Annotated in this window: 10 protein-coding genes and 1 pseudogene; 10 read left to right on the top strand and 1 reads right to left on the bottom strand. The window is 66.5% G+C overall.

Features of this window, described 5'->3' with window-relative positions; all coding sequences use genetic code 11:
• The first annotated feature begins 119 nt into the window (after window positions 1–119).
• The 10 genes and pseudogenes from NKH43_RS25455 (at window position 120) to NKH43_RS25500 (ending at window position 10,388) form a co-directional block, all read left to right on the top strand.
• Window positions 120–1,322, top strand: coding sequence for a cytochrome P450 (locus NKH43_RS25455; RefSeq protein WP_352860353.1), 1,203 nt, complete (start codon window positions 120–122; stop codon window positions 1,320–1,322).
• Window positions 1,323–1,415: 93 nt separating this feature from the next.
• Window positions 1,416–2,705, top strand: coding sequence for a cytochrome P450 (locus NKH43_RS25460; protein ID WP_352860354.1), 1,290 nt, complete (start codon window positions 1,416–1,418; stop codon window positions 2,703–2,705).
• Between the two features lies 1 nt (window position 2,706).
• Window positions 2,707–2,832: pseudogene (locus NKH43_RS25465) on the top strand (ferredoxin); the annotation flags it as partial.
• Window positions 2,833–3,000: 168 nt separating this feature from the next.
• A complete protein-coding gene (locus tag NKH43_RS25470; protein WP_352491518.1) occupies window positions 3,001–3,843 on the top strand; it encodes an SDR family oxidoreductase in 843 nt (280 codons plus the stop codon).
• On the top strand, window positions 3,843–5,186 hold the full coding sequence (locus tag NKH43_RS25475) for a cytochrome P450 (protein WP_352860356.1): 1,344 nt from the start codon (window positions 3,843–3,845) through the stop codon (window positions 5,184–5,186). The genes NKH43_RS25470 and NKH43_RS25475 overlap by 1 nt, the downstream gene beginning before the upstream one ends.
• Before the next feature lie 154 nt (window positions 5,187–5,340).
• Window positions 5,341–6,339, top strand: coding sequence for a polyprenyl synthetase family protein (locus tag NKH43_RS25480; RefSeq protein WP_352860415.1), 999 nt, complete (start codon window positions 5,341–5,343; stop codon window positions 6,337–6,339).
• Between the two features lie 149 nt (window positions 6,340–6,488).
• The gene (locus NKH43_RS25485) at window positions 6,489–8,039 is read left to right on the top strand and encodes a hypothetical protein (RefSeq protein WP_352860357.1); all 1,551 of its coding nucleotides are present in this window, start codon (window positions 6,489–6,491) and stop codon (window positions 8,037–8,039) included.
• A complete protein-coding gene (locus tag NKH43_RS25490; protein ID WP_352860359.1) occupies window positions 8,036–8,938 on the top strand; it encodes a terpene synthase family protein in 903 nt (300 codons plus the stop codon). Before NKH43_RS25485 ends, NKH43_RS25490 begins: the two co-directional genes overlap by 4 nt.
• A gap of 85 nt (window positions 8,939–9,023) precedes the next feature.
• On the top strand, window positions 9,024–10,073 hold the full coding sequence (gene fni, locus NKH43_RS25495) for a type 2 isopentenyl-diphosphate Delta-isomerase (protein WP_352860361.1): 1,050 nt from the start codon (window positions 9,024–9,026) through the stop codon (window positions 10,071–10,073).
• 129 nt (window positions 10,074–10,202) lie between these two features.
• Window positions 10,203–10,388 (top strand): hypothetical protein, encoded by a 186-nt coding sequence (locus tag NKH43_RS25500; RefSeq protein ID WP_352860363.1) that lies wholly within the window; start codon window positions 10,203–10,205, stop codon window positions 10,386–10,388.
• Between the two features lie 785 nt (window positions 10,389–11,173).
• Here NKH43_RS25500 and NKH43_RS25505 read toward each other — a convergent pair.
• The gene (locus tag NKH43_RS25505; protein ID WP_352860365.1) at window positions 11,174–12,013 is read right to left on the bottom strand and encodes a GNAT family N-acetyltransferase; all 840 of its coding nucleotides are present in this window, start codon (window positions 12,011–12,013) and stop codon (window positions 11,174–11,176) included.
• Window positions 12,014–12,508 lie beyond the last annotated feature (495 nt).

Genomic DNA, 12,508 nt, shown 5'->3' on the forward strand with positions numbered 1-12,508 from the left:
TAATCCAATCGGGCTACGCTGCGGAGGACGTCGTCTACATGCCTTCCTAAGCCATTCGCTGCCCGCAGCGCCTGCCGGTCACCTCCCGCCCTTCCATCGCTTAGAGATCAAGTGCCACCATGTCCGAACAACCCTTGCCGACGCTGCCGATGTGGCGCGTCGATCACATCGAGCCCTCGCCCGAGATGTTGGCGCAACGCGCCAACGGTCCGATCCACCGCGTGCGCTTCCCGTCCGGGCACGAAGGCTGGTGGGTGACAGGCTACGATGAAGCCAAGGCGGTGCTGTCCGACGCGGCGTTCCGGCCCTCGGGAATGCCGCCGGCGGCATTCACCCCGGATTCGGTGATTCTCGGATCGCCGGGGTGGTTGGTCTCGCACGAGGGGGGCGAGCATGCCCGGTTACGCACGATCGTGGCGCCGGCCTTCAGCAACCGCAGGGTGAAGCTGCTCGCGCAGCAAGTCGAGGTGATCGCCGCGCAGTTGTTCGAGACACTGGCGGCCCAGCCCCAGCCCGCCGACCTGCGGCGCCACCTCTCCTTTCCACTTCCGGCCATGGTCATCAGCGCGCTGATGGGCGTGCTCTACGAGGATCACGCCTTTTTCGCCGGGCTGTCCGACGAGGTGATGACGCACCAGCATGAAAGCGGCCCGCGCAGCGCGTCGCGCTTGGCCTGGGAAGAACTGCGCGCCTACATTCGCGGCAAGATGCGGGACAAGCGCCAGGATCCTGGCGACAACCTGCTGACGGATCTGCTCGCGGCGGTCGACCAGGGCAAGGCGACCGAGGAAGAGGCGATCGGCCTGGCGACGGGCATGCTGGTGGCGGGGCACGAGAGCACCGTCGCGCAGATCGAATTCGGCCTGCTGGCCATGTTCCGCCATCCGCAACAGCGCGAACGCCTGGTCGGCGATCCATCCCTGGTGGACAAGGCGGTGGAGGAAATCCTGCGCATGTACCCGCCGGGCGCGGGCTGGGACGGCATCATGCGCTATCCGAGGACCGACGTGACCATCGCGGGCGTGGATATTCCTGCGGAGAGCAAGGTGCTTGTCGGCCTGCCGGCGACGTCGTTCGATGCGCGCCATTTCGACGACCCGGAAATCTTCGACATCGGACGCGACGAAAACCCGCACCTGGCGTTCTCCCATGGGCCGCACTACTGCATCGGCGCGGCGCTGGCCAGGCTGGAACTCAAGGTGGTGTTCGGTTCGATCTTCCAGCGCTTTCCCTCGCTGCGCCTGGCCGTGGCGCCCGAAGAACTGAAGTTGCGCAAGGAGATCATCACTGGCGGGTTCGAGGAGTTCCCGGTGCTCTGGTGATGCGCGGACGCCGCCGGGAATCGCGATCTTCTCCGCAATTGCCGGCGCGCCTGGCGCGCGCCGGTCAGATCAGCCAGCCAACAGGTAACCAAGATGGACGTGCAAGAAACCACGGCAGCATGCCGGGACGCCTTCGCCGAACTGGCGTCGCCAGCGTGCATTCAGGACCCGTACCCATTCATGCGGTGGTTGCGCGAGCACGATCCGGTACATCGCGCGGCGTCGGGCCTCTTTCTGTTGAGCCGCCACGCCGACATCTACTGGGCGCTCAAGGCCACGGGCGATGCTTTTCGGGGGCCGGCACCAGGCGAACTGGCGCGCTATTTCCCTCGTGCGGCGACCAGCCTGTCGCTAAGTTTGCTGGCGTCCACTTTAGCGATGAAGGAACCTCCAGCGCATACGCGTCTGCGCCGGCTGATCTCGCGCGATTTCACCATCGGCCAGATCGACAAGCTGAGGCCGACCATCGCTCGCATTGTCGCAGCGCGCCTGGACGGCATGGCGCCCGCACTGGAGGGCGGGGAGGCAGTGGACCTGCATCAGGAATTCGCGCTGGCCTTGCCCATGCTGGTTTTCGGCGAACTGTTCGGCATGCCCCCGGACGACATTCTCGGGCTCGTCACCGGCATCAGCGCCATTCTGGAAGGGCTGAGCCCGCACGCCAGCGATCCCCAACTCGCCGCGGGGGACGCGGCCAGCGCTAGGGTGCAGGCCTACTTCGGCGACCTCATACAGCGCAAGCGCACCGATTGCCGCCACGACATCGTGTCAATGCTGGTCGGCGCACACGACGACGATGCCGAGACGCTGTCGGATGCGGAATTGATCAGCATGCTCTGGGGCATGCTGCTGGGCGGCTTCGCCACCACTGCCGCGGCCATAGGCCATGCGGTCCTGGCGATGCTGGCGTATCCCGAACAGCGGCACTGGCTGAAGGGAGATGCCGTGGGGGTGAAGGCATTCGTCGAAGAAGCCCTGCGCTACGACCCGCCCGCCATGTTCAGCTCCATTCCGCGTATCGCCCAGCACGACATCGAACTGGGCGGCGTGGTGATCCCGAAGAACGCGGACGTGCGCGTGCTGATCGCGGCCGGCAATCGCGACCCGGACGCCTTCGCCGATCCCGATCGCTTCGATCCCGTGCGGTTCTACGGCACCAGTCCTGGCATGTCGATCGACGGGAAGATCATGCTGACCTTCGGCCACGGCATCCACTTCTGCCTTGGTGCGCAACTGGCCCGGGTGCAGTTGGCCGAAAGCCTGCCGCGGATCCAGGCGCGGTTCCCCACGCTGGCATTGGCCGAGCGGCCGACCCGGGAGCCCTCCGCGTTCCTTAGGACGTTCCGCGCGCTGCCGGTGCGGCTGCATGGGCAGGAGGGCTGAGATGCGCGTCCTGGTCGATCAGGATCTGTGCGGAACTACCGGGCAGTGCGTGCTGACGCTGCCGGGCACCTTTCGCCAGCGCGAACCGGACGGCGTGGCCGAAGTGTGCGTGGCGACGGTCCCGCAGGCGCTGCACGCCGCCGTGCGGCTTGCGGCCAACCAGTGCCCGGTCGCCGCCATTCGGGTCATCGAAAGCGACGCTGGCCATGACGAGCGCGCCAGCGCCGACCCTGCGCCTTCTCCGGCGGAGGCCGAGCGGCATGCTGCGAAAGACCAATACAATTCAGGAGACACGATGGGACGGTTTGAAGGCAAGGTGGCCGTGGTGACCGGCGCCGGCGCCGGCATCGGCAAGGCATGCGCTCTCGCCATCGCGCGCGGGGGCGGCAGAGTGGTGGTGGCCGACATTGATGGCTCGGCGGCCATCGCCTGCACCGCGCAGATCGCGGCCGAAGCAGGCCACGCGCTGCCCATAGCCATGGATATCGCCGATGCGCAGGCGGTGGCAGCGCTGTTCGAGACGGCGGAGCGGCACTTCGGTGGGGTCGACCTGCTGGTGAACAATGCGAGCGCCATGCATCTGACCCCGCGCGACCGCGCGATCCTCGACCTGGACCTGGCAGTCTGGGACCAGACCATGGCGACCAATCTGCGCGGCACGCTGCTCTGCTGCCGGCAGGCCATCCCACGGATGATCGCCCGCGGCGGTGGCGCGATCGTCAACATGTCGTCGTGCCAGGGGCTCAGCGGGGACACCGCGCAGACGTCCTACGCCGCGTCGAAGGCGGCGATGAACATGCTCTCGGCTTCGCTCGCCACCCAATACGGTCATGCGCAGATCCGCTGCAACGCCGTTGCGCCGGGTCTCGTCATGACCGAGCGTCTCCTCGCCAAGCTGGACGAGTGCATGCAACGGCATCTGCGCCGTCACCAGCTCCTGCAGCGCGTCGGCCGCCCCGAGGACGTGGCCGCGCTGGTGGCGTTCCTGCTCTCCGACGATGCTGCGTTCATCACCGGTCAGGTCGTGTGCATCGATGGCGGCATGCTGGCGCATGTGCCGACATACGCCGACGGTGGCAACAGCTGCGCCGCGCGCCCTGCCGGCCACACCGAATCGGCGGCGGCGGCGCGCTGCTGATGGACATGCTGCTCAACCCGCTCAACCGTCGGCACCGGCTGCGATGCGACATCCCGGTCATGCCTGGCGCTTTCCCCCTGGTCGGGCATCTTCCCGCCATTGTCTGCGACCTGCCGCGCCTGCTGCAGCGCGCAGAACGGACGCTGGGCAGCCACTTCTGGCTGGATTTCGGCCCTGCCGGACACCTGATGACCTGCGTGGATCCGGAAGCGTTCGCACTGCTCCGGCACAAGGACGTGTCCTCGGCGCTGATCGAAGAGATCGCGCCCGAATTGCTTGGCGGAACGTTGGTTGCCCAGGACGGCGGCGTGCACCGGCAGGCGCGCGATGCGATCAAGGCGGCGTTCCTGCCCAAGGGGCTGACCCAGGCCGGCATCGGCGACCTGTTCGCGCCCGTCATCTGGGCGCGGGTGCAGGCGTGGCGCGACCGCGGCGACGTAACCATCCTGCGCGAAACCGGCGACCTGATGCTCAAGCTCATCTTCAGCCTCATGGGAATCCCCGCGCAGGACCTGCCGGGGTGGCATCGCAAGTACCGGCAATTGCTGCAGTTGATCGTCGCGCCCCCGGTTGACCTGCCCGGACTGCCCTTGCGGCGCGGCCGCGCCGCCCGCGACTGGATCGACGCGCAGTTGCGCCAGTTCGTTCGCGACGCGCGCGCGCATGCTGCGCGCACCGGGTTGATCAACGACATGGTGAGCGTCTTCGACCGCAGCGACGATGGGCTCTCCGATGACGTTCTGGTCGCCAATATCCGCTTGCTGCTGCTTGCCGGTCACGACACCACTGCCTCGACGATGGCCTGGATGGTGATCGAGCTGGCGCGGCAGCCTGTGCTGTGGGACGCCCTGGTCGAGGAGGCGCAACGCGTGGGCGCGGTGCCGACCCGGCACGCGGACCTGGCGCAGTGTCCGGTCGCCGAGGCGCTGTTTCGCGAGACGCTGCGCCTGCATCCGGCGACCACGCTCCTGCCGCGTCGCGCCCTGCAGGAATTGCAACTCGGCCAACGGCGCATTCCCGCGGGCACCCATTTGTGCATCCCGCTGCTGCATTTCTCGACCTCGGCGCTGCTGCACGAGGCGCCTGATCAGTTCCGCCTGGCGCGGTGGCTGCAACGCACGGAGCCGATCCGGCCGGTGGACATGCTGCAGTTCGGTACCGGCCCACACGTCTGCATCGGCTACCACCTGGTATGGCTGGAAATGGTGCAGTTCTGCATCGCCTTGGCGCTGACCATGCACAAGGCCGGGGTGCGGCCGCGGTTGCTGAGCGGGGTCGAAAAAGGCCGGCGCTATTACCCGACCGCACATCCGTGCATGGCAATCCGCATAGGCTTCTCATGAGCTGGCATCGCATGTCCCGTGTGGCGAGGCAGCGGCGCCGGCGAGGCGCGGCATTGCCGCACTCAGCGCACGCGCTCGGTGCGACGCCGGCAACACCGCGGCGGCTTGGCGCTCGCCGTGGCCATCTCGTGTCAGGTACAAGGACATGAAAAACATGCAGACCGGTTCCACGCTACACGACGACCGAACTGGCGTTTCTGCGCTCGGCGGATTGGGCGCGCAGGCGCGCGGCGCATCCGGCAGGCTGCTGCCGGAGATCTGGATGCAGGACGGCGCAAAGCGGGTCGAACAGGCGCTGGCGCGTCTTCTCTGCGCCGAAGACGACGGTGAGACCGAGCTGATGTCGGCGATGCGCTACGCCACCTTGCATGGCGGGAAGCGCACCCGCGCCTTGCTCTGTCTGGCTGCCGGCGCACTGGCCGACACGCCGACGCACATGCTCGACGACGTCGGCGCCGCCATCGAGATGATGCACGCCTGTACCCTGGTCCACGACGACCTGCCCGCCATGGACGACGACGTGCTTCGCCGCGGCCTTCCGACCGTGCACGTCAAGTTCGGCGAAGCCACTGCGATCCTGGTCGGCGATGCGCTGCAGGCGCACGCCTTCCTGACCCTGGCGAGCCTGGATGCGCCGGGCGACAACCGTATCGCGCTCGTGCGCGAACTGGCGCAGGCGGTGTCCGCCGAGGGTGCCGCAGGCGGGCAGGCCATGGATCTGTCGCTGGTCGGAAAGCACGCCGAGCTGGACAGGATCGTGGCGATGCACCGGAAGAAGAGCGGAGCGCTAGTGCGAGCGTCCGTTCGCATGGGCGCGCTATACTCCATCGCGGACGATGCCGCGCACGCTGCGCTGTACTGTGCGCTCGATCGCTACACCGCCTGTTTCGGCCTGGCGTTGCAGGTGATCGACGACATTCTCGACGCGACAGCGGATACCGCGACGCTGGGCAAGACCCCCGGCAAGGACGCGGCGGCGCGGAAGCCGACCTGCGCGTCGATCATGGGGCTGCAGACAGCGCGCCAGTTCGCGCTGGATTTGTTGCGCGACGCCGGGGAAGCCATCGCCCCGCTGGGGCCGCGTGCGGAACGGTTGGCGCAGATGCTGCAGCGGGTCAACGCGTATCTGTTCAAGCACGCGCCATGCGCATGAGCGCGCCCGTCCGCATGGAGTCGCCCCTGTGCCGCTGCGATCGGCCGGCGGCAGCGGTGCATGCTGCACTGTGTCCGAGTCCGCGGCGACGTGCGCGGCGTCTGTCCGATCCTGGTTCTCGTCAACCGTCTGCAGAAGGAACATCCCGCGTGAACGCGCTGTCCGAACAGATCCTTTCCGAATTGCGCCACCTGCTGAGCGAGATGAGCGACGGCGGCAGCGTCGGTCCGTCCGTCTACGACACGGCGCGAGCTCTGCAGTTCCATGGCAACGTCACCGGTCGGCAGGACGCATACGCGTGGCTCATCGCGCAGCAACAGGCCGATGGCGGATGGGGAAGCGCGGACTTCCCGCTGTTCCGCCATGCGCCCACGTGGGCGGCGTTGCTGGCATTGCAGCGTGCCGATCCTCTTCCCGGCGCTGCCGACGCAGTCCAGGCTGCAACCCGGTTCCTCGAGCGCCAGCCCGATCCCTACGCGCATGCGGTGCCGGAAGACGCGCCGATCGGCGCGGAGCTGATCCTGCCGCAGTTGTGCGGCGAGGCCGCATCCTTGCTGGGCGGCGTGGCGTTTCCGCGCCACCCGGCGCTGTTGCCGCTGCAGCAAGCGTGCCTGGTCAAGCTGGGGGCGGTGGCGACCTTGCCGAGCGGCCATCCGTTGCTGCACTCCTGGGAAGCCTGGGGGACGTCGCCGACCACCGCATGCCCGGATGACGACGGCAGCATCGGCATCAGTCCGGCGGCCACTGCCGCGTGGCGTGCGCACGCCGTGACACAGGGGAGCACGCCGCAGGTAGGGCGCGCCGACGCGTATCTGCAGGCGGCATCGCGGGCGACGCGCAGCGGCATCGAAGGTGTCGTTCCCAACGTCTGGCCGATCAATGTGTTCGAGCCATGCTGGTCGCTGTACACCCTGCATCTGGCCGGGCTTTTCGCCCATCCCGCGCTCGCCGAGGCGGTGCAAGTGATCGTAGCGCAGCTCGACGCCCGCCTGGGCGTGCGCGGTCTGGGCCCGGCCTTGCACTTCGCGGCCGATGGGGACGATACCGCCGTTGCGATGTGCGTCCTGCGCCTTGCAGGCCGCGACCCGGCGGTCGATGCGTTGCGCCATTTCGAAATCGGCGAGTTGTTCGTCACCTTCCCCGGCGAGCGCAATGCCTCGGTGTCGACCAACATCCATGCCCTGCATGCGTTGCGACTGTTGGGAAAGCCCGCCGCCGGCACCAGCGCCTACGTAGAGGCCAATCGCAACCCGCACGGTCTATGGGACAACGAAAAATGGCACGTTTCGTGGCTGTATCCCACCGCGCATGCGGTCGCTGCGCTGGCGCAAGGCAAGCCCCAGTGGCGCGACGAGCGCGCGCTGGCGGCGCTGCTGCAGGCGCAGCGCGACGACGGGGGCTGGGGCGCCGGTCGCGCGTCCACATTCGAGGAAACCGCCTATGCGCTGTTCGCGTTGCACGTGTTGGACGGGAGCGAAGAGCCGACAGGGCGCCGGCGCATCGCGCAGGCGGTGGCGCGTGCGCTGGAGTGGATGCTCGCCCGCCATGCGGCGCATGCATTGCCGCAAACGCCGCTGTGGATCGGCAAGGAACTGTATTGCCCCACCCGAGTGGTGCGCGTGGCCGAACTCGCCGGCTTGTGGCTGGCGCTTCGTTGGGGGCGGCGCGTCCTGGCTGAGGGAGCAGGAGCGGCGCCATGATCCAGAACGAACGCGCGCTGCAGCAGGTGCTGGAGTGGGGGCGTTCCCTGACCGGGTTCGCCGACGAGCATGCCATGGAAGCGGTTAGGGGCGGCCAGTACATCCTGCAGCGCATCCACCCGAGCCTGCGCGACACCAGCGCCTGCACCGGCCGCGATCCGCAGGACGAAACGCTGATCGTGGCGTTCTATCGCGAACTGGCGCTGCTGTTCTGGCTCGACGATTGCAACGACCTTAACCTGATCGCGCCGGAGCAGCTCGCCGCGGTGGAGCAGGCGCTCGGGCAGGGCGTGCCGTGCGCGCTCCCCGGATTCGAGGGCTGTGCTGTGCTGCGCGCTTCGCTGGCCGCGCTCGCCTACGATCGTCGCGACTATGCTCAGCTTCTCGACGATACCCGGTGCTACTGCGCGGCGCTGCGCGCCGGACGCGCGCAGGCGGCAGGGGCGGAACGCTGGTGCTACGCCGAGTACCTGCACAACGGCATCGATTCGATCGCCTACACGAACGTGTTCTGTTGCCTGTCGTTGCTGTGGGGACTGGACATGGCGACCTTGCGCGCGCGTCCGGCGTTCCGCCAGGTCCTGCGGCTCATCTCCGCGATAGGGCGCCTGCAGAACGATCTGCATGGACGGGACAAGGACAGGTCGGCCGGCGAGGCCGACAACGCGGCGATCGTGCTGCTGCAGCGCTATCCGGCTATGCCAGTGGTGGAGTTCCTCAACGACGAGCTGGCCGGCCATACGCGCATGCTGCACCGGGTGATGGCGGAAGAACGCTTTCCCGCGCCGTGGGGACCGTTGATCGAGGCCATGGCGGCCATCCGCGCGCAGTACTACCAGACCTCAACCAGCCGCTACCGCAGCGACGCTGCGGGGGGAGGCCAGCGTGCGCCGGCCTGAACGCGCGGGAGGCGGCGGCGTGCGCGCGCTGCCGTCGGTCCGATCCGACGCAACGCCGTCGCCCGATGCGACGGATGGAGCGAGCATGAGCGACACCAACCTGAGCCGGCGCAAGAACGACCACCTGGACATCGTGCTGGATCGGCGAACGGCGCTGGCCAAGGCCGCCGCCGGCTGGGAGTACATCCGTTTCGAACACTGCGCATTGCCCGAGTTGGACCTGACGCAGATCGACCTGCGCGCCTCGCTGCTGGGCAAGACCATGCGCGCGCCGCTGCTGATCAGCTCCATGACCGGCGGCATGCCGCGCGCCGAGGCCATCAACCGGCATCTGAGCGAGGCAGCGCAAGCCTTGGGGATCGCCATGTGCGTCGGTTCGCAGCGCGTGAGCCTGCAATCCCGGAACTCCCAGGGGCTGACGCGCGCGCTGCGCCGCCTGGCCCCAGACATTCCCTTGCTGGCCAATGTCGGCGCCGCGCAACTGCGCGAGGCCGACGGCATGGACTTGGCGCGCCGGGCGGTGGATGCGCTGGAAGCCGATGGACTCATCGTCCATCTCAATCCGCTGCAGGAAGCGGTACAGCCGGAGGGCGACCGCGACTGGCGCGGCGTCCTGGCGCAGATCGCTCGCGCCGCGCGCAGCGTGGGCGTGCCGATCGTAGCCAAGGAAGTGGGGTCGGGCCTGTCCGCCTCGGTGGCCTGTGCGCTAGTCGAGGCGGGCGTGGCGGTGATCGATGTTGCCGGCGCCGGCGGCACCAGTTGGGCCGCGGTGGAGGGCGAGCGCGCCCGCGATTCCGGCGACCGTGAAGTGGCGATGGCGTTCGCCGATTGGGGGATTCCGACCCCCGCCAGCGTGCAGGCGGTACGCCGGGCGCTGCCAGCGGTGAAGCTGATCGCGTCGGGCGGGATCCGCGACGGCGTCGACGTGGCCAAGGCCATCCGCCTGGGCGCGGACATCGCCGGGCAGGCGGCCGGCGTGCTGCGCGCGGCTACGGTATCCACCGAGGCGGTTGTCGCGCATTTCGAGATCGTCATCCGCCAGTTGGCCGTCGCCTGCTTCTGCACCGGCTCGGCTGATCTGGCGGCGTTGCGTCAGGCGCGCTTGTTGCCCTCGGCACATCTGCCCGCCGGTTGATGCCGGCATCGCCCGCACGTGGCGGCGGGCGGCTCGTCTTACTGAGTCAGAAAGTCGCGGATGCGGGGGGATTCGCGCTGGTCGGGGATTTGTGAGGGTGCTGCTTCGTGATCAGGAAATCGCCCCGCCATGCCCGACCGGACAGCCGAGAGTGAAGCCGCATTCGACGCCTATGTCGACGCCTATGTCGACGCCTATGTCGACGCCTTGATCGGGGTGATCGGTCACGCCGACCGAGCTGAGCCCCTGAAGGGGTCGGAACAAGGTGCGCCGGGAGGCCGGCAAGGATTAAGTGGTGCAAATCCATTGCAATGAAGGAGTTACCGATCCACATTGATCGCGAGTCATGCGCGGTCGCTCGTGAGGAGACCGCTGACTTATCTGGGGTCAAACACGGCTTGTTATTGCTCGAGCAGTCCATCAGCGTCGTTTTGAGACAAAGCGATGGCGGTGGAATGGACGGTTACGATCGAGGGCCGGAACGAATTTGGCGACACATGCCGGAAGGAGGTCCGCATAGACAAGAGCTGGGAGAGCCTGTTCCACGGGCGACATCGGCTTGTCGATCGGCGATAGCAAGAACATCATGGCAGCTGCAGAACGCGGTCGTGAATTCTGGGGCGGAGACGTATGCCCTTCTTCGCCGGGTTTGCCCGGATTGCCATACGTTCCGACCGGTAGGACTACACGACACGCCGGATCCGAACCGCCTTCGGCACCGTTGAGGTTCGCAATGCCAGTTGGATGCTGTGCAGGGAAATGCCATCCGGGGATGGTCGGTACCTTAGCGCCGCTCAAGGAAATTTGTCCCGATCGAGCGACCACCGGAGCTGATGGAACTGACGGCACGGCTAGGAAGCATGCTCCCCTACCGGCAGGCGGCGAAGGTGCTGGCCGATTTCCTGCCCACTGGACCGACTGAGACGCATGCGACCGTGCGCAAGCGCACCCCGGGTGCCTTGACCGGCAGGTTGCCAATGCTGACGACAGCCACTTGGCTGTCTACGGCATGGGTCACCGGGCCCGCTCATGCCGTTCTACTGATGTTTCAATTGGTGCTATCCTACGGTGATGCTGGAACATCCACCGATCAAGTCTAGTTATGGAAAACCAAACTCCTTTGAGGCAAGCGCATAGGTGCGCAAGGGCGCTTCCCTATCAGCGTGGACCTTGCCGCGGCGCATCGCAGTGCTAGTTGACACCTCTGCAATCCCAATCGAGTTCAGCCAGTCTGCCAACCCGGACTGCTGACGGAGGGATACGCGCATTAACGCGCCGACACGTTGTGAAAACAAAAAGGACAACAGGCGCCTTGCTTCGTCGGTGCTCCCTGCGACGATCGGCCCGGCGACTTCGTCACGCCCGTACCGCATCACTGCAGCATAGCCCACCACTTTCCCCGCATTCCGGATGACGGCAAACACCCCCTTTTTCCAAAGTGTGGATATGAGTGCCCGGCGATCTATCCCCGTTGCACTTCGGTCGATTTCGGAAATCTGATCAAAATCATCTCGGGTTGCCCATTCGGCGCCATCCGGGGCGTCCACGCATCCAACTACCCCTCGATGAGTAGGTGCAGCTTCCACCCGGTCAAATCCGAGCTTGCGGTAGAGGGGCTTCCCATCGGACGATGCTATGAGGCGGCATTCACGTTTGCCCGCTTTTTCTAGGGCGAGTTTCATGAGTTGACCGCCGATCCCCTGGCGGCGCATCTCCTCGTTGACAACCAGAAGGCCGATGGTCGCGACCTCCCCAAAGAACGTCATGCACATCGATCCGACGAGATGATTGTTCACAATAGCTACATAGCCACAGCCCAAACCCAGAAGCATCGACCAATCATCCTTGCGGTAGGTCCATCCGGCCTGAGCCGTGAGCTTCAGCGTCTCGTCGAGGTGTTCGGTTCGGAACTCGGCAAACTCGATCTCGGTGCTCTGCATAGTGTATTCCTCTTTCCAGGTAAGGCTTAACCAGCGCCACGACGGCGATGCCACTTGGAGCGTGGAGCTAACTCATTTCGCAGAAGACCGAGCGTCGAGGGTACCGATCACTGCGACCGGCTCGTCATCAAGCGGGGACAAGCAAGGCTTGAGGTGTGGAAGTCGAAGCAGTCGACTTTTCTTATCCGTGGTTGCTCATACCAAGCTGCACCGATATTGACCGAAAGCGCCCGGCCCTTCGGGTGGCCGTCTGTCGGCCGCCGGCCGCGTCGCGATCGTCGACCGAGGCATAAGCATCGCTCTGTGGTGTGCTCCTTACCGGACACCCGCAGCCGGTCCCACGCATTCGGTCAATATCGGCGCAGGTCGGTATCAGACCTATACGGTGAACGTACCACTATCAGCGATCGGAGGTGAAAAAATTCTGTGAATTTCATTTAAGGGTTTGTTACAACGGCTGAGGCACGGCGCAAGTAGGCTGGCCAGCTGCGCGGT

This window comes from Mesorhizobium sp. M1163 (assembly GCF_040318415.1).
Classification (GTDB): domain Bacteria; phylum Pseudomonadota; class Alphaproteobacteria; order Rhizobiales; family Rhizobiaceae; genus Mesorhizobium.